At 38.4% G+C, this 19,069-nt stretch carries 10 protein-coding genes and 1 pseudogene; 6 read left to right on the forward strand and 5 right to left on the reverse strand.

Annotation, left to right across the window (positions count from 1 at the left end):
- The coding region (locus AAG747_RS22975) for a phage integrase SAM-like domain and Arm DNA-binding domain-containing protein (RefSeq protein WP_346823587.1) at positions 1-756 on the reverse strand (756 nt) is incomplete at its 3' end.
- Between the two features lie 946 nt (positions 757-1,702).
- Here AAG747_RS22975 and AAG747_RS22980 point away from each other — a divergent pair.
- From AAG747_RS22980 to AAG747_RS23000, 5 genes are all read left to right on the forward strand, one after another.
- Complete coding sequence (locus AAG747_RS22980; RefSeq protein WP_346823588.1) at positions 1,703-2,746, forward strand: hypothetical protein; 1,044 nt, start codon at positions 1,703-1,705, stop codon at positions 2,744-2,746.
- A gap of 150 nt (positions 2,747-2,896) precedes the next feature.
- Positions 2,897-3,736 (forward strand): hypothetical protein, encoded by an 840-nt coding sequence (locus AAG747_RS22985; protein ID WP_346823589.1) that lies wholly within the window; start codon positions 2,897-2,899, stop codon positions 3,734-3,736.
- Positions 3,737-3,940: 204 nt separating this feature from the next.
- Positions 3,941-4,723 carry a hypothetical protein gene (locus AAG747_RS22990; RefSeq protein WP_346823590.1) on the forward strand — a complete coding sequence of 261 codons (783 nt, stop codon included), beginning with the start codon at positions 3,941-3,943 and terminating at the stop codon, positions 4,721-4,723.
- A gap of 879 nt (positions 4,724-5,602) precedes the next feature.
- Complete coding sequence (locus tag AAG747_RS22995) at positions 5,603-6,589, forward strand: DJ-1/PfpI family protein (protein ID WP_346823591.1); 987 nt, start codon at positions 5,603-5,605, stop codon at positions 6,587-6,589.
- A gap of 34 nt (positions 6,590-6,623) precedes the next feature.
- Entirely contained in the window at positions 6,624-7,166 is a 543-nt protein-coding gene (locus tag AAG747_RS23000; protein ID WP_346823592.1) for a 2OG-Fe(II) oxygenase, read from the forward strand.
- A 340-nt stretch (positions 7,167-7,506) separates the two neighbouring features.
- Here AAG747_RS23000 and AAG747_RS23005 read toward each other — a convergent pair whose 3' ends face one another.
- The 3 genes from AAG747_RS23005 to AAG747_RS23015 all read right to left on the reverse strand — a co-directional run bounded on the left by AAG747_RS23005 (position 7,507) and on the right by AAG747_RS23015 (position 15,513).
- Positions 7,507-8,301: a class I SAM-dependent methyltransferase gene (locus tag AAG747_RS23005; protein ID WP_346823593.1), complete on the reverse strand. Its 795-nt coding sequence runs from the start codon at positions 8,299-8,301 to the stop codon at positions 7,507-7,509.
- Positions 8,302-8,433: 132 nt separating this feature from the next.
- Positions 8,434-10,146, reverse strand: coding sequence for a M43 family zinc metalloprotease (locus AAG747_RS23010; RefSeq protein WP_346823594.1), 1,713 nt, complete (start codon positions 10,144-10,146; stop codon positions 8,434-8,436).
- A 1,266-nt stretch (positions 10,147-11,412) separates the two neighbouring features.
- Positions 11,413-15,513 (reverse strand): zinc-dependent metalloprotease, encoded by a 4,101-nt coding sequence (locus tag AAG747_RS23015; RefSeq protein WP_346823595.1) that lies wholly within the window; start codon positions 15,511-15,513, stop codon positions 11,413-11,415.
- A gap of 1,462 nt (positions 15,514-16,975) precedes the next feature.
- On the opposite strand from AAG747_RS23015, the gene AAG747_RS23020 reads away from it, so the two are divergent.
- Positions 16,976-17,389, forward strand: coding sequence for a GxxExxY protein (locus AAG747_RS23020; protein ID WP_346823596.1), 414 nt, complete (start codon positions 16,976-16,978; stop codon positions 17,387-17,389).
- 87 nt (positions 17,390-17,476) lie between these two features.
- On the opposite strand, the pseudogene AAG747_RS23025 reads toward AAG747_RS23020, so the two are convergent.
- Positions 17,477-18,733: pseudogene (locus AAG747_RS23025) on the reverse strand (aminotransferase-like domain-containing protein).
- Between the last annotated feature and the right edge of the window lie 336 nt (positions 18,734-19,069).

The following is a 19,069-nucleotide window of genomic DNA, read 5'->3' on the forward strand; positions in this document are numbered from 1 at the left end:
GAAATTGATTCCCCGGCAGTAATAGGAAAACAAAAATAAATTGCGCATTTCCCAGGCCTTACTCCAAGGCTGTAAGGGAAGCTGTTCGATGGCTTTGATATGTTCTTTTTTCAAGGCCCGTTTGGGAGTGGCATTTTTCAACCTACTTACCTTATACCCTTCAAAAGGATAGTACTTTTTTTCTACCAATTCCTCTTTTATCGCACGGTTATAAATGGCCCGTAGCGCCCTCATATAGATACCAATGGTGTTCATACTCAAGCCCTTTCCCAACAACTGCTCTTCCATTTTCTTCAAAAACACGTAATTCAATTCTTGAAAGGAAAGTTTGGGTTGATTGCCGGCTATTTGTCGAAGCGAACGTAAGGCATCTTTATAGGTATCTGCCGTTTTAATCTTCCCCAAATCGATTTTGTCTTGGATTACTTTCTCGGCAAAAGTAAACAGATCAATGGTTTCCCGTTCTCCTTTGACAAGACGTTCAAAGTCCTCAAAGGAGAAAATACCTCCTTCTTCATTGCATTTATGAATGGCTTTCTTGACCTTGGCAATGGTATGATTCAGGTATTCATCGATCAACAAGTATTCAGGGTGCTTTTTCCTTGGACACTTCCGCTGGCTGTCCCAGTGTTTGACACTACTATGAAAACCCGTAGCCACATACTTTACTTTTCGGTGGAGGATATAACGCAGCATGATGGGATGCTCCCCGTTTTGCAAGGTTTTGGATTTGAATAGGACTCCCTGAACTGACATGATGTTTAAACCGGTTTAAACATAGTTTAAACAAAAATAACAAATAAGTACAATGAATGGAAAAAATCAGCAAAGAAAATAATTTACAATGCACTAATAATCAAGTATTTGCAAGTAATTCAATACAATCAGCATACAAGAAAATGCTATCTTACAAGCAGGGGGTCACTGGTTCGAATCCAGTAGGTCCCACGCTGATTATCAAGCAGTTATCTATTTATAGGTAACTGCTTTTTTTATTTGCATACAATTTCACATACAAATACCCGCTTTTCTCCAAGAAAAACACCTTTCCAAAAGACATTCAAAAAACGTCATTTTTACAATGCTAGAAATCTATAAAATGAGGTTGGTCTTTTCTCCATCAATTACATGAAGGCTTGCACGGCTTTTCGTTCAAAGGGCAGGAGATTACAATCACAATTCCTTTCCCAAGAAAAACCGCTTGGAAGCTGTTAAAAACCCGACCTAATCAGATAAGAAATGCATAACCCGTCGAAAAAATATGCCTTCACCGGTGGAATATTACGGCTAGGTATGAGATCTGATTTACATTACTTGGCCATAAAATGTTAGAAAGGCTTCGGTAATATTTCAAAATTTACTGGCCAAAAGAATTCCTATTTGAAGGCAAAAAGAGCAATATTCTGCAACAAGTATCCTTAAAACTATCGCTTTGGCTGCCCTAAAAGCCAAAATCAACAAAAAAGTATGAGGCATAACTTTGTGACCGCAGAGGCGTATATCCCATTTGCTAGAGGACAGTACAGACTTAAGGTATGTAAAAGGCATTGCATAAAAGCAGCAAAACCACAGAAATATACAAGCAAGCAGTTATTAAAATCAGAAGAAAATAAAAAATTTGCTAGATTAGTAGTGAAAATATAGTGTAAATAAACACTACTAGTGGTGTTTATTTGGTTGTTGTGCACAATAATGCCAAACCATGAGCTTACAGATAGTTAACGAAATAATAGGACAATATCAGATAGCAAAAGGAATCACTAAAAATGACCTTGAAAGATTAGCTAACAATCCAAGAACTAAGACTATTCAATTTGTCGATCCTTTAGATAACACGGAAATTGACTTATTGGAAAGAATAGTTTTTTCTAAAAGACCCGATATAACTCTCAGAATTTATGGACATACTTGTGATTTGACTAAATATATTGATAATATCCCATCTCTGAGAAATATTTCAGCTGATTGCTTAATGGATGCGAAAGGTATTGAATCTGTTATAAGATTAAGAAACTTAGAGACCTTAGGTGTTGGGATTTTTAATCTTGACAATTTTGATTTTCTGAATGATATCAATCCAAATATTAAAGCACTATATCTTCATCAAACACGAAGTAAGAAGCCGAAGATCGAATGTATAAATAGATTTACGGATTTGGAATATCTTTATCTGGAAGGGCAACAGAAAGGATGTGAATCAATTAATCAATTGAAAAAGCTTAAAAAAGTTATTTTACGTTCAATTTCAACTCCGAATCTGGACTATTTGCAAGGATTAAAAGAATTATGGTCAGTTGATATAAAACTTGGTGGAATTAAGAATTTTGATGCTTTAAAAACATTGCCAAATTTGAAATACTTGGAATTATGGCAAGTGAGAGGTTTAGGTGATTTATCATTTATTTCAGATTTAATGAGTCTTCAAAATCTATGCATTCGATCACTTAAGCAAGTTCAAAAGCTTCCAGTGCTGGAAAATTCTAGTGCACTTCGTAGAATTTATTTAGAGAATCTTAAAGGATTAAAGGACCTTTCAAGTGTAAAATCAGCACCTGCTCTTGAAGAATTTATATATGTATTAGCCCAAAACCAAGTTCCGGAAAAACTGATCCCTATTCTTGGAAATTCTAAGTTAAAAAGCATCTTTTGTAGATTTGGGAGTATTAAAAAGAATGATGCATTTGATGCTGTGGCATTGAAATATGGAAAACAGATTTATAAATATAATGAATTCAAATACAAATAATTACTGTACACAATACATGGGATAGTGCATGTGGGTTTCAGAGGTTTTCGAGCGCTTGTGGCTCGAAAAAAAGGTCAGTATATCTTGACAGGAAAACGCCTCGTAATCCCGTACGGCACCATACCGCCACCGTTAGGGTCAATTAAGCCAATGAGACAGATTTTCATTCTAACCATACTATTAGCGACTAACCCAATTCTTTTTGCGCAGAAACTTCCAAAGTTCATCCAAGAAAGAATTGAGTTTTGTGACGCCAATTTCTCAGATAACCAAGCAATTCAGCTTCGAAAGGAGCTAAATGAACTTGAAGATTACTTTGTGAAAAAAGGACTTTTAACTGATAAAGCTGGAAAGAGCTACCGGGCTGTCTATGAACGAATAGCGAAAGAGAATGATCTGAACTTTGAAATTGATACAACTTTTGAACTGTTAGCCGCTCTTGAATTTGAAGTCTATACAGGCTGTTTTTACAAAGTGCTAAGCCCTGAACAACTATCCGAACTGACTTTTAAAGATCAGGAAGCTGCAGAGCGAATAGCAGAAGGTTATGAAGGTGATGTTACTCCAGGAATAGTTGCTCAAAGAATTATTGATAATTTAACCGTTGATGACTTTAAACTCGAGTTCTATAAGGTGTCCTCACTCCTGACTTTTTACCGAATTGCCCATCCAGCGCCAACGTTGGACTTCGGATTACTAGAATTCAGCAAGAACATGGATTCGAATATCAAAACAATTGAAATCGTTTTGAATGAAAATAATAGTATTAAGATTGGTAATAGCACTATGAGCCTTGATGAAGCAAAGCAAAGAGTCTTTCAATTCTTATTAACTGACCCGAATAAAAAAGGAGTGGAATTATCAGTATCAAGAGATGCGTCTTATGAGTCTTATATGGAATTGATTGAAATGCTTAACTCTGTTTATTCGGAATTAAATAAGAAATTTGACAATGTGGCTAAAAACATTATAATCAATGAACCAAAATGAAAAGGCCCTAACATTTGCTATTAGTCATGGGGTTTCCATGAGGTTGGATAGTTGAGTGCCGGTTGTAAATTTCTGAGCAATCTTTAGCTTTAGTAGATAAAAATCTCCACGCCTAATAACTAGGTGTTGTGCTTAATGATGAAGAACATAATCTACATATTAGGAATCTTATTGATTTCTTGTAATTCAAGTCCCAAAAATGACGTGTCTGAAATAGCCAAAAAAGGCATTAGTGAAACTGATAGCATCAACATTACTAAATCCGAATTTGACCTAAATGGCACTTGGGGTTTGACAAACTATTTCGATACAATTATTGAAAGTAAAGAATTAGCTAAGTATCGACTTCAATCACCTACTTGGTTCGCAATACTATTAGAAATAGAAAACGATTCACTTAAAAGTTTCGGCTCAATTGTCAATGACCAATATTTGATTAAAAGAGCAACAGATACTCTAACAACTTTGATGTCTAATGTATCGGGTGACAAGTGGTTTCTAGTTCTTAAAGAACCTGAATTAAAACTGATTCAGTATCCTAATTCGGAAAGGGTTGACTCGATAGTTTACACTTTCAGAAAAAGAGATGACTTAAGTTATTTCTCGAAATTCAACAAGGATTTCTTTATAATTGGTAATAATGTAATCGACTATTTCAACAAACAATTATTCGAAGGAAAGTACATTAATACAGGGACAAATAAAGAAATTGTATTTGGTGAAAATGGACAATTAATAGGAATTGATGGATTTGATTCATATGAAGTACGAAACTACTTTGGAACTTTACATATGCATAGAAACCTTGACGTCATTACATTTAAGAACAAACATAATAACAAGTATAAACAATATAATTGGGTGTTTTCAGATGATGAATTGCTTCTGACCGAATTTGTTTATGAGAAAGTAACTTATGATGGAAAAACCTATAATGGAGACTACTTGGTTTTAGGAAAGGAGGAAATAAAGTTGAAAAAACATTAAGCACATAAACTGCATTAAAACGCAGTTTGGTTCGCTTAATTTGCAATAGTTATGACTTCATCTGACAACTTAAATGTTTCAAGGATATACTTATTTAATCTATCCTTGAACTCTTTTAATGCGCCATAACGTATGATGCAACAGATGCCCCGAAATCAAATTCTATCATTAAACAACTGAGCTTTCAATGAGCGATAGTTCAGTTTTTAATTTGATTGATGTTTTTACTGATACATGGGTATTAATTTCAGTGGTTCGATTTTCGGCATCCCGGTGGCCGGCATTCCGGTGGCCGGCATTCCGGTGGCCGGCACCCCGGTCAAATAGTCCCACTATTTTCCTAAATGTAGAACCTCCGAAAGTCGGACCTCGCAACAATGACCTTCTGAGGTTCCTGAAATGAAAATTTGCAGCCCAAAAGGATGAAATTTAAATATGCTCTTATTTATCCGGCACTCTTTCTTTGGGAGGTATTATTGCGGTACGTATATTTAGTGGTGAAAACCCTTGGGGATGAGCCTCAACTATTTTATCTTCAAATACCAATTTTAAAATACGATTCAGCTGTGAAAACTAGCTCTGGATTGTTTGTTTAGCATGTGAAAATAGGAGGAGAGAATTGGCCTGTAGACATAGGGGCGAACATCACATGTAGGGACTAGTTATTAGATTTAAGCAAAAGGTTGTATGTAGTTGCAAGGTATGGAAGCTAAATATTTCTAGAAAAGAATGGCCTTACAGAGTCATATTATCACAACCTGACCGGTATCAACGTAAATTATGGTGAACTGAGGCTTTTGAAATGGGGACTTTCAAGACAAAGAATGGGACTTAAACGTACTCTAAATAGTTTTTTGAAATTTTATTAATACTGTAACTATGAACAAAGTATTTTTTTGCTTATCAACCATCTTGAGTTTATATACATTTTCACTTTCGGCACAAAGTAAAGAAGCAGTTGTTTTATTGGAGGGGTTTGATCCTGTTTTACTGGTGGATGGAAAAAATAAAAGGGGGCTGGATGATAAATTTGTAGTCCGGGGAGGCTTCAAATACCTTTTTTCAAGCGAGAAAAATAAGAAAACGTTTGAAGAAAACCCGGGTCTTTACGAGGTACAAAATAACGGAGAGTGTACGTTTATGCCCGGTATCCAAGGAAATCCTGGGATTTGGAAAGTATATCAGAAAAAAATCTACTTGTTTGGAACTGTTCTTTGCCGGGAAAGATTTAATTTGGCGCCAGAGGCCATTCTTCATCCTGAAAAATGTAAGAAGGTCAAGAAAAGAAATGTTGCTATTGTTCTTTATGAAGGAGTGGAATTGTTGGATTTTGCGGGTCCGGGGGAAGTGTTTGCCGCAACACAGACGGTGGACGGACAGTTTGCTTTTAATGTCTTCACTGTAGCGGCATCCACCCAACCGATAGTGAGTCAAGGATTTCTATCTGTTCAACCGGAATATTCATTTGCCAATGCTCCCCAGCCGGATATCATTGTTGTGCCGGGAGGAGATATCCAAAACCTGATGAAGGATGAAAAAGGTATGACATGGGTAAAAATGATTTCTATCAAGGCTGAAATAGCGATGTCAGTGTGTAATGGGGCATTTGCATTTGCAAAATCCAAATTACTGGAAAATAAAAGTATCACAACTCATTGGACGGCAATCAAAGACTTGCGGAAGCAGGTACCGAGTGCAAAGGTTTTTGAGGAGGTAAGGTATATGGATAATGGCCAAGTTGTAACCACTGCGGGTGTTTCGGCCGGAATTGACGGGGCCTTGCATATCGTCGAAAGGTTGTTAGGACTTTCCACTGCAAAATTTACTGCAAGGTATATGGAGTACGATTGGGAGCCGGGTTTATAGTACCATATTTAATAAAACATTCAACAACGTCAAAATGAAATTACAACAACACACTGCTAAAATTTGGAGTATCGAAGGTTTTTTGTCCTCCGGTGAGTGTAAAAAATTAATTGAGCTGAGTGAACAACAGGGGTACGAAGAGGCCAAAGTGAGTATGGAGTCAGGACCTAAGATGATGAAAGGCCTGCGGAATAATTACCGGTTGTTGTATGAGGACCCTCAAATGGCTCATGAACTATGGCAAAAACTGGCTCCTTTTTGTCCTGAAGTGATCGAAGGCTGGGAGGCGGTAGGTTTGAATGAGGTGTTTCGCTTTTACCGTTATGATATCGCTCAACGGTTTAAGCGGCATATTGACGGAAGGTTTAAGAGAAACTCATATGAAGAAAGCCGGGTGACTTTTATGATTTATCTGAATCATGATTTTGAAGGTGGAGAAACCAAGTTTGATGAGGTGACGATTGTTCCTAAGGAAGGGGATGCGTTGTGCTTTATCCATGAGCAAAAACATGAAAGTACACCTTTAAAAAACGGACTGAAATATGTACTCCGGACTGATGTGATGTACCGCAGCTAAAATCAACCTTTTTGCGTTTTTTTATATTGAAGTGAATTAACCTTTTTCTTTTTCCTAAAAAATGTTTCAAAAAGTGCCTTGATGAGCCGATTTTGATTTCATGTTCGGTCAAAAACTATATGTTTAAACCACTTCATTTTTCAGAGATAAATATTTCAGGTGTTAGCCGATTTATCAATTAACATAAATGATTGAAAATACTTTTGTCTGAAACCAGGTTTTGTGAGTGTCAAACCAATAAATTATTTGGAATACAAATGTTTATTCTACCCACAAGAGATGTTGTATTATATTCAATAAGAACCCGCTATCCAAATTAATGGCGGGCTCTTAGGGTTCTTTAGTGGTGGGATTTTTGGGCAACTACAGAATACAGCATGGGGATTTTTTGCTCCAGCCCTTTGATTTGAAATTTCCCTTTTTCAATTTCTATTGTATTGTCAAAGCAATCATAAGGAGAGTAGTCCCACTCTTGAAAATGCCGGATACTGAGTCCCGTTTGAATCAAGGCATTGAGAACCTTTGCCAAACCATGATTCCATGAGACGGATTTTCCTTGAATTTCGGCTTGGGGGTTTGCATAAGTGCCCTGGGTTTCTTCAATAATCGGTTGGGAGTCGGAATAGTGATATTCTATTTTTTGGAAGTCATTACTAAACATCCATACCACAGGGTGAAATTCGACCATGATAAAACTTCCGCCTGGTTTCAAAAAATGCCGGATGGTGTTGGCCCATAAGTCCATATCAGGAAGCCAGCCTATTACCCCGTACGAAGTATATACGATGTCGAACTGTTCATCAAGTAGTTCATGAAGGCTATAGATATCACTTTGGATAAAGCGTGTGTTTGTTCCGAGTGTTGACTGTAAATGTCGTGCCTTTTCAATGGCTTTTTCCGAAAAATCCACCCCGGTGGCTTCTGCTCCATGCCTGGATAGAGAAATGGTGTCCATTCCGAAGTGGCATTGCAAATGAAGGATCTTTTTGTCTTTGATATCCCCTAATAAATCCAATTCAATACTGTTGAGGGCATCTTGCCCCTTCAAAAAAGCGTCTACAGCATAAAACTCCGATTGAAAATGGAAATCGGTTTTATCGTTCCACAGTTGTTTATTGATTTGAAGGTAGTCCATGGTTTTATTCATTTTATCGTGATTGACGGAAATATCAAAAATAAATAAAAGAGCAATTTCCACAAATATGAAAACCCATTGAACATGTTGATTCTGCTCAATGGGCCAGGTATTAAACTTATGATAATTATATTACTCAATCAAAAACTTGTTAGTGATCGTTTGACCTTGTACTTCTGATTTGATCAAATACATCCCTTTGGGATAATTGTTCAAGTCTAGTTCCAATTGCTTTTGAGGACTGGCCACTTCCAACATCTGTTGAGATATCTGCACACCACTTGCATTAAGAATGGTGATAAGAACTTGCTGGGTGCCCTGTAGCCCTTCTAAATATAAAGTTGCTGATTCTCCTCCTTCCAAAGGGTTGGGATATATTCTTGAGGTCAATTGTACTTTGTCTGGCTTCGTGACGGTACCCGAATAGCTAGTGCTATGCAAACGGTTGAGGTTGTTGAGGCTGTTGAGAATAAAAACAGTGTAATCTTCCACTTCACTAAAATACTCATTTCCACAAGGAGTAGGGGTCGCTCCATACACGGTTCTGATCCTCATTCGTGTACTGTTTACGGCTGAAGCTGGGGGAGTCACTTGGGCCGTGTAGGAAGATGCCTGCCCTGTAGCACTTAACACTTCTTCGTTACTGCTGAAAGTCCCATCTCCATTCCAATCAATCCAAGCTTTAAGAGCCGTTCCGGCCCAGGAGGCGTGGAGGGTAATACTCAAGTTCTCACTGGTATTTATCGAAAGTTTTGCTTTTAAATGCGTAAAATCCGAATATCCATTTGTTTCATACCCGGAATTGGTATTTTGTAAATTACCTAAACTGACAGATTGGATGTATTGGCCATTGGGGGCCCCGTTACTCACAGAACAATAAGCCGGAGGAGCCGTGCCAGTCGCAATTAAATTGGCCGGTTGCCAAAGAGGTTCCCGGCTGGGGTGTTGCAGGGCGGCCAGCATCCGGTCCACTTGACCTTCGGTAAACATGCGGTAACATTCGCTATAGTCCATATAGTTTTCCCCGTTGGGAACTCCGGCTCCCGGACAACGTTCCGTATTGGTATTGCAAAAGCCAAAGTTATTTGTTGTGGCAGGAGTATCGTCTACATGGTCTCCGGGAGCATTACATCCAGTGTCAAACGTATGGACTAAGTTCAACCAATGGCCAAATTCATGGGTCAAAACACTGCGAAAGTTTTCATCGGTATTATAGCCCAGAAATCTACCGTTATAGACGACCCGGTCCAGATTGTTGTCGGATCTAAAGGTATCGGGATACCAAGCTACTCCAGAGTTATGGGTACTCCCATCATCGTACAAATCCAACATGACGTAGATGTTCATGTATTTGTAATTGTCCCAGGCATACTGTTGGATTTTTGCGTTATACCCCCATCCATTTCCAAACCCTGCTTCTACTGGGTTAAATGTAATTCCATTGGTAGGATTGCCTTGAGGGTCTAAGCGGGCCAGTTTAAATTCTATATTTAGGGTTTGTTTAATGAGGGAAAAAGGAGCAGCAATCTGATTCCAATCCTCATTTAAACCGTTAAAGTCCTCGTTCAGCTTGTGTAAAGCGTTCTTGATGACATCTTCATCCACTATACTTCCTCCTTGATTTACCCCAAAAACATGGAAGACTACAGGAATGATATAGGTTACCTCTTGAGCCTGTTGCTTTGAAAGGGATTGTATGAAGTTTTGGCTAAATAGCTCAAACTGTGCGGCATTCTCTTTTGCTTCAGGGTGTCGGAGGTAAAACTTTTCCATTGCTTCGTCTGTACCGCACTTGATCTTATCCTGAGCAAAGGCGATGGAATGGAGCAAGAGTACTGTTGTCAATAAAAAGCCGAATCTCTTTGAGAAAGCAAGAAGAGGTAGTATAACAAGTTTTTGTAGATTTGGAAGACGTTTATTTTTCATGATTGATTTTTTAAAAGTTTAAGATGGTAGTGTTCAACATACATAGCCATTCTAAGGCAATGTTGAAAAGTGATTTTGCCTGTAATATGATGCGTAATAGGAGTGATATAGCAGTTATAAGTAAATTAATGTAACTGTATGGCCATAAGTTGGGTGGTTTTTGGGGTTGTGTTAGTAGTAAGTATTTTGAAATGCAATACAGGTGTTATTTGATGAATACGTGAAATAACGTACTGCTCTGAACAGTAGAAAGCTTGTAAGTCCTCGAGGATAAATTAATACCTCAAAATAAACAATACCTATTTTGTGGTATTGTTTATTTGTGCAAAATAAAGAAATAACTGGAATTGTAGTAAAATAAATATCTTTATTTTTGTTGTTTGTTGTTCTGTGTCTGTAAAGGCTTATGAATGTGTTTAATATTTTTTTGTAAAAGATATTGATAATGAAGTGCTTATATCTGTTAATTGACTTCTATGAATATTTTTTGCAAAACTTAGGATGTCAAACTTCCATGTTCTCCCATTTCCTTTGCAGAGGGGGCCTTCACTAAAAAATAAAAAGACCCTTATTCATGCAACAAAAACCGAAGTAGAGTCAAAAGATCCATTTCGGTTTTTATTTATAATTGTATAATTATTCAAAGGTATTAAGGGTATGTTTTAATTTCATCCTTTGGGCCAGAAGCTCCCATTTAAGGAACCTCAGCTCATTATTTTGAGTGGCCAGCATCCCGGTGGCCGGCATCTCGAAAGTCGGACCAAAAAATCACTATGATGAGAACTCTAAACTGAGAATTTTTACCCTCAAAAGGGCGGTTTCTCAAGGGAGAACCTCCCGCGGGGCGGCCCCCGCAATGAATTTTAAACATGCTCTTAGTTGAGGTTGTGTTTGGGTTTTATAATTCAAAATTCCACAACCTTTTTTCCTTCCAAAAGCGTTTCACCCATTTTATTATAGGTGTTTTGTTCAATTTGTTGATTCATAGAAAGTTATGGTATAAATAAACCCCGAAGCAACTAAGCTTCGGGGTTAGTGATCAATTTTGGATATTGTTTTAGTTGAAAACTATTTTTCTGGTGTCTACTGATTGACCATAAATACTATATTGAGAAGCCTGAAGTGGGCATTTTCAATCCAAAGGTCAAAATTTAGACATGCTCTTAAGTCACTTCAATGTTTTAACTATTCGATCAAAAACTTTTTAGTAGTCATTTGCCCTTGAACTTCCGATTTGAGCAAATACATCCCTTTAGGATAATTTGATAAATCTAATTCCAATTGCTTTCTTGTTTCGTTTGTATCCAGTGTTTTTTGTAAAAACTGTTTACCTTGAGTATTGAGAATGGTAATCAATATTTTGTCATCATTTTGCAGTCCTTCTAAATTGAGGCTGATGTGTCCTTTGGAAGGGTTCGGGTAAATGAGCAATTGTAAAGAAGCTTTTTCCGAAAAACCTGAAAGGCCGGAATGTGCTATTTTACCACTATTGCCACTAATGGAAATAGTATAATCTTCCACTTCACTAAAATACTCATTACCACAAGGAGCCGGAGTATTTCCGTACACAGTTCTGATGCGCATACGGGTGGCATTGACAGACGAAGCGGGTGGAGTCACTTGTGCCGTATAGGTAGTACCTTCGCCATTGGCACTCAACACTTCCTCTGCATTGGAAAAATTGCCATCACCATTCCAATCGATCCAGGCTTTGAGGGCTGTTCCTTCCCATGAGGCATGCAAAGTAATGTTCAGTGTTTCACTGGCAGCCGGAGAAAGGTTTGCAGTGAAATGAGTAAAGTCAGAATAGCCGCTTTCCTCATACCCGGAATTGGCATTTTGTAAATTACCTAAACTGACAGATTGGATGTATTGGCCAATCGGTGCTCCATTGCTTACATTACAATAAGATACGGATTTTACATTGATTGTATAGTCTTCCACTTCACTAAAATATTCATTACCACAAGGAGTCGGAGTGTTCCCGTATACGGTTCTGATTCGCATGCGGGTGGTATTGACAGCCGAAGCGGGAGGGGTCACTTGTGCCGTATAGGTGGGTCCTTCGCCATTGGCACTTAACACTTCCTCCGTATTGGAAAAATTGCCATCACCATTCCAATCGATCCAGGCTTTGAGGGCTGTTCCTTCCCATGAGGCATGCAAAGTAATGTTCAGTGTTTCACTGGCAGCCGGAGAAAGGTTTGCAGAGAAGTGAGTAAAGTCGGAATAGCCGCTTTCCTCATACCCGGAATTGGCATTTTGTAAATTGGCAAAACTGACAGATTGGATATATTGACCATTGGGGGCTCCATTGCTCACTTCACAATAGGAGCTGTCGGGCAGGGGGTTTACAGTAATGTAATCCACTTTGGTTTTGGTGGCAGTTCCTTGTGAGTTACTTACTGTTAAGGAGACAGGGTAAACGCCCGGAACAGAGTAAATAACTTCAGGGTGTTGTACCGCGCTTTGTTCTGGTGTTCCTCCGGAAAAAGACCAAGCCCATGAATTGGGAGAAGCGCTGGAAAGGTCCGTAAAATACACCGTATCTCCTACACTAACGGTAGTGGCATTTGCCTGAAATTCAGCTTCGGGTGCTTCGGGGCTTTGATCAATTTCTTTTTGACCTGCCAGGATCGGGAAACCGGGGCCTTGGTGAAATGCATAATCATGTAAGGAATATTCCGTACCGGAGGCATTTACCGAAATCCGGAACCATCCATATTGAGATTTCCCTTTTTCATTGGTAAAATGAAAACCCATGTAGCCTGTTTTTCCATCCCATAGAGTATAGTCGCTTGTGCGGATATTGTGTTCATCCGGGTATTCTCCTCCGTCTACCCAATTGTTCTGATCGGAAATGGTATCATTATATTGTAATAAGGAGATATTACGGTCTTCGCTTTGACAGACCATCGGTTTGGTATAAGTTTCAAACCGCAAATTCCCGTTGTCTACCCAACAACCAAAAGCCGTATTTGAACCCGCTACTACAAAACGTTTCCAGGTATTTGTACTGTTGACGGTGATGTCTTCAATATCAGTGTATACGATTTGATAAGGATTGTTGAAGTTCAGTTTTATTGTTTGTTTTCCTTGACGAATAAGATCCGAAACCTGCCCTCCTTCGATGACAGCATCTAAAAATTCGATTGTACCATTTGTCACACTGCTTGCTGCGTTATGAGAAAGGGCTTGACCTTGGAAAGAGAGCGTAGCCTTATTAGGAGTATTGACGGTAATTTGTACTTGCAGGCCTTCCGGAATGTTGGAAGTTGTGAAATGCGTTCCTTCAACCAAATTGCCTGTTACTGCAAAGGCAGCTCCACCTTCGGCCGTGATAGATGTAGTGGAGTTAATACTACCGTCATTGATATCATCTTCTTCAAATTTGGAGGTCAGGTATAACAGGGCAGGGCCAAATTCGCTGATTTCTCTTTGTCCTGCAAGTATTGGAAAGTTAGGCCCTTGATGGAAGGCATACTCGTGTAAAGTGTATTCCGTACCGGAAGCATTGACCGAAATCCGGAACCAACCATAGAGTGTTTTGCCTTTGTCATTTGTAAAACTAAATCCCATGTAACCAATATTTCCGTCCCATGTTGTGTAGTTATCTGTCCGGATATTATGTTCGTTCGGGTAGGAGGCTCCCTCCACCCAATTACTTTCGATGGAGATTGTATCGTTGAATTGCAAAAAGCTAATGTTGCGATTCTCATTTTGACAGACCATCGGTTTGGTATACGTTTCCAGGCGCAACTTCCCATTGTCGTACCAACAACCGTAATCTATATCGGTACCTGACAGCACAAAATACTCCCAAGTATTATTACTGTTGACCGTAATGTCGTCAATGTCAGTATATACGATTTGATAGGGGTTGTTGAAATTCAACCGGATTGTTTGTTTTCCTTGGTTGAAAAGGCCTGAAGTTCCACCCGTTATGGCAGCATTTTGAAACGCAATAATGCCATTGTCGATGCTATTGGACAGTTGGTGAGAAGTCGCATTTCCTTGAAATGAAACTGTGGCAGTGGTAGCACTATTCACAGTGATTTTTACTTGCAAGCCCTCCGGAATATTGCTGGTAGTGTAATGCGTTCCTTCTGTTAAAGTACCTGTTACTGCAAATGTGGCCTCTTCTTTAGCAACTATTTGAGCCGTAGTGCCAATGCTTCCGTCATTGATATCCGCTTCTTCAAATTTTGCATTAGAGTATAAGAGATGAGGACCCAAGTTTTCCAAAGTACCTGTGGCAATCAAATTGCTCTCCTGCCAGAGAGGTTGCCGGGTAGGGTGTTGAAGTGCTGCTTTCATTCTGTTTACTTGACCTTGCGTAAACATGCGATAGCATTCGCTGTAGTCCATAAAGTTTTCACCGTTGGGAATTCCGGCCCCTGCACAACGTTCAGTACTGGTATTGCAAGTCCCCGAATTGGCAGTAGTGGCCGGGGTATCGTCCACATGATCTCCTGGAGCATCACAACCATTGTCAAATGTATGTGCTAAATTCAGCCAATGGCCAAACTCATGAGTCAATACTCTACGGAAATTTTCATTGGTATTGTATCCCAGATATCGCCCGTTGTAGACCACCCGGGCCAGGTTGTTGTCCGACATATAGGTGTCGGGATACCAGGCTACTCCTGAGTTATTGGTAACACCGTTGTTGTACAAATCCAGCATGATGTATACATTCATGTACTTGTAATTGTCCCAGGCATATTGTTGGATTTTTGTATCATACCCTCCTCCGTTGCCAAAACCGGCTAATACTGGATTCAGGGTGATTCCGGTAGTGGGATTACCCTGCGGATCGATGCTTGCAAGCTTAAACTCTATGTTCAATGTCGCTTTAACGGGTTCGAATAAACCGGAAACCTGGTCCCAGTCATTATTCAAACCTTTAAAATCTTCATTTAACTTTTGCAAAGCATATTTCACCGTATTTTCATCTACCGTGCTACCCAATTGATCCGTACCAAAAATATGAAAGACAACAGGAATAATATACGCCTCTTCTTGGGTTTGTTGTTTGAAAGTGGATTGGATGAGTTTTTTACTAAACTGTTCAAACTGTTTTGCTTTTTCTTTGGCTGCGGGATGTTGGCGATAAAGCTCTTGCATGACTTGGTCCGTCCCACATTTTACCCCTTCTTGTGCGTGAGTAATCAAAAAACTAAAGCAAAAAAATAAGGTGAGAAGCAGGCAATAGGTCTGTGTATAGGAATACAGAAAATAAGACACGGTCAACCTCTGTTGAAGTGTACAACATTCATTGTTCATATTTACATTTTATTTATAAAGTGAAAATGATAGTTCAATAAAGGCACAATAAGGCCCTGGGGCAAAGCTTTGAAAGCATGCCTAAATACAAATAATTGTAACAAAAAGGGGAACGACCAAAACACAAAGTTCAGGCTGTACCTTGTTTTATACCGGTATTTTGTAATTTACAACTAATAACTGTTTGGTTATGGTGAAGCTAAATGTGTTAGCAAAGTACGCTTTTAATTTAGTCGTTCAAGGTATAGCTAATATGTCTTGTCGAAAGCCGGTTGAGCTATTTAAGAGGTTTGCAGAAGATATCTTCTTTAAAGTAATGGAGTGTTAAAATTTTTTCGTGTGAAAAGGTTTGAGTAAAAGTAGTGAATAGATAAATACAGGGTTGATAAGATTTTAACCGATTTCTGTAGGATTTTGCTCTTTTAGTAGTAATAGGGATGAAATAAGGTGAAGTCGTTGTGTTTTGTAGTGTTAAAAATGAACCAAAGTAGGTGCATCGTTTACATAGTAGTTTGTTGTTTATCAGGGTTTTAATGTTATGTTTTCTAATGTTTCTATGTGGTTTAAAAATAATTGAACCACAGTAGGCACATAGTAGTTTGTTGTCTATCAAGGTCTTAATGCTACGTTTTCTACTGTTTCTATGTGGTTTAAAAATAATTGAACCACAGTAGGTACATAGAGCACATAGTAGTTTATTGTCTATCAGGGTCTTAATGCTATGTTTTCTATTGTTTCTATGTGGTTTTAAAAATTGAACCACAGTAGGTATATAGAGTACATAGTAGTTTGTTGTTTATCAAGGTTTTAATGCTATGTTTTCTAATGTTTCTATGTGGTTTAAAAACTGAACCACAGTAGGTACATAGATCACATAGTAGTTTGTTGTCTATCAAGGTCTTAATGCTACGTTTTCTACTGTTTCTATGTGGTTTAAAAATAATTGAATCACAGTAGGTACATAGTTCACATGGTAGTTTGTTGTCTATCAGGGTCTTAATGCTATGTTTTCTATTGTTTCTATGTGGTTTAAAAACTGAACCACAGTAGGTACATAGAGCACATAGTAGTTTGTTGTCTATCAAGGTCTTAATGCTATGTTTTCTATTGTTTCTATGTGGTTTAAAAAATGAACCAAAGTAGGTGCATCGTTTACATAGTAGTTTGTTGTCTATCAGGGTTTTAATGTTATGTTTTCTATTGTTTCTATGTGATTTTAAAAATAATTGAACCACAGTAGGTACATAGAGCACATGGTAGTTTATTGTCTATCAGGGCCTTAATGCTATGTTTTCTATTGTTTCTATGTGGTTTAAAAATAATTGAACCACAGCAGGTACATAGAGCACATAGAAAGTTTTTATACATAAAAATTCTGATCTCTTTGAGTGATCGTGAATAAACATATATACCTCATATAGGTTAAAAAAATATAAGGTTTGTAAAAGCAAAATTGATTGTTATGGTAACGAAAAAGTATCTGAAACAACTGACATATGATGTATTAGGAGCAGCGATTGAAGTGCATAAACATTTAGGGGCAGGTTTGTTAGAAAGTGTTTATCATAAATGCCTTCTTAAAGAATTTATTGAACAAAGTATTCCTTTTCAAAGTGAAGTAAATGTACCGGTTCAGTACAAGGGACTTGAAGTATCCACAGACTTACGTTGCGATTTTTTTGTACAGGATATTTTAGTCGTTGAGTTAAAAGCCGTAGACAGCATTTTGCCGATACATGAAGCTCAACTTTTAACCTATATGAAACTTTTGAAAGCCCCAAAAGGAATACTATTGAACTTTAATGCTGTCAATTTATTCAGGTGTGGTCAGAAAACATTTGTAAATGAATATTTTACCTCACTTATAGAGGGATAATGATATATATATAGAGAGAGAGAGAGTTTTAAAAAAAGAAACTTTGAAAAGGGTGCCGGCAATATGCCGGCACCCTATATATTTTCATTAGCTTTTGATAGCCGTTTGTATCACTTTTCCCAAGCGTTGAATACCTTCTTGTATATCAGTTTCTTGGGCATTGGAAAAATTAAGACGGAAGGTGTTTTTTCCAGTATTATCCAAATAGAAAGTGCTTCCGGGAACAAACAATACTTTCTTACGAACGGCTTTTTGCACCAGGCTTTCTGTGGAAAGGTGGGAAGGGAGAGTAGCCCATAAAAACATTCCCCCGGATGGGTCCGTTATTTCTACCTCTTTGGGAAAGTATTGTTGAATGGCGGTTTGCATCACTTCTTTTTGGCGATGGTATTTCTCACGGATGATCTGCAAATGACTGTCAAGATCATTGGATATCAAGTATTCGTGAATCACTCTTTGAGAAAGATTATTACTGTGTAAATCAGAAGCTTGTTTCGCAGTCGTGAGTTTTTTGATAAACGATTTGTTTGCTACCATCCACCCCAATCGCAATCCGGGAGCGACAATTTTGGAGAATGAACCCAACAGAATGCCTTTATCTCCAAGATATTTTTTGATCGGTATTAAGTCCGCAGGGTTTTCAAAATACAACTCGGAGTAGGGGTCGTCTTCCACTACCAGCATGGAATGTTGCTTTACAAGCTTGGCCAAGCCTTTCCTTTTAGCAAGTGAATAAGAGATACCGGAGGGGTTTTGGAAAGTAGGCAATGCATACATTCATTTTATAGGTTGGTGAGCCAATAACTTTTCGGTGGCAGATAGGTCAATGCCATCCTTCTGCATATTGATGGTATGAAATTGAGGTTGATAGGTTGAAAATGCTTGAATAGCGCCTAAGTAACTAGGTCTTTCGAATAGTACCGGATCGTCAGGGTTGATAAAAACCTTGCCGATTAAGTCCAGCGCTTGTTGTGAGCCGTTAGTGATTAATACTTCCTCAGGGCTAATTTCCATTCCAAACCGTTGAGCATAACGTTGGCAAATCCATTCCCGCAAAGGGTAATGTCCTTCGGAGATCCCATATTGTAAAATAGCTCCTGGATCTTTCCTGAGTACTTTTTCCGTGGCTTGTTGAATGGCTTTGGTAGGGAAAAAGTGAGGGTTAGGCAATCCTCCTGCAAAGGAAATCATGGAAGGGTCGGCAGTTACTTTCAGGATTTCGCGGATAAAAGAAGCCGGGATTTGTTGGATACTTTTTGAAAAATAACATTCCGGTTCGAATTCTGTAAGGGCCTCCATTTGTTTAGATGTGTTTGGGTTTAAAATAAAAAAGGTCCTGTTCATGCGGGGTGAACAGGACCTTAGCGTTGGAATAATTTGCTGATATCAGTCGGTTCACCCCGGGGCATATCCTGCCACGGCTGCTGCTACGACTAGAGCGACCAGTAGAAGGGCCAGTAGAGAAATATGGAAGGTGAATACTAACATCTTGATTTGAATTATTTTATACTGTTTTAATATGACTTCTTAAATAGGGTAATATACTTTTCTTATCATTTATAAATAAAAAAAGCCGACCCTTTTTGGGGCCGGCTCAGAATCTCAAATTCCTTTATGATTAACAATACCATCCCCCTTTACTCTTGAAGAGTACTGCGACTACCACTGCGGCCAGGACGA

This window comes from Rapidithrix thailandica, assembly GCF_039710355.1.
Lineage (GTDB): Bacteria > Bacteroidota > Bacteroidia > Cytophagales > Flammeovirgaceae > Rapidithrix > Rapidithrix thailandica.

What these genes read in the sequence shown, in the direction of transcription:
- AAG747_RS22980 (WP_346823588.1), top strand. Translation starts at nt 1,703, where the DNA reads ATGAGCTTACAGATAGTTAACGAAATAATAGGACAATATCAGATAGCA.
- AAG747_RS23020 (WP_346823596.1), top strand. Translation starts at nt 16,976, where the DNA reads ATGGTAACGAAAAAGTATCTGAAACAACTGACATATGATGTATTAGGA.
- AAG747_RS23015 (WP_346823595.1), bottom strand. Translation starts at nt 15,513, where the DNA reads ATGAACAATGAATGTTGTACACTTCAACAGAGGTTGACCGTGTCTTAT.
- AAG747_RS23005 (WP_346823593.1), bottom strand. Translation starts at nt 8,301, where the DNA reads ATGGACTACCTTCAAATCAATAAACAACTGTGGAACGATAAAACCGAT.
- AAG747_RS22985 (WP_346823589.1), top strand. Translation starts at nt 2,897, where the DNA reads ATGAGACAGATTTTCATTCTAACCATACTATTAGCGACTAACCCAATT.
- AAG747_RS22995 (WP_346823591.1), top strand. Translation starts at nt 5,603, where the DNA reads ATGAACAAAGTATTTTTTTGCTTATCAACCATCTTGAGTTTATATACA.
- AAG747_RS23000 (WP_346823592.1), top strand. Translation starts at nt 6,624, where the DNA reads ATGAAATTACAACAACACACTGCTAAAATTTGGAGTATCGAAGGTTTT.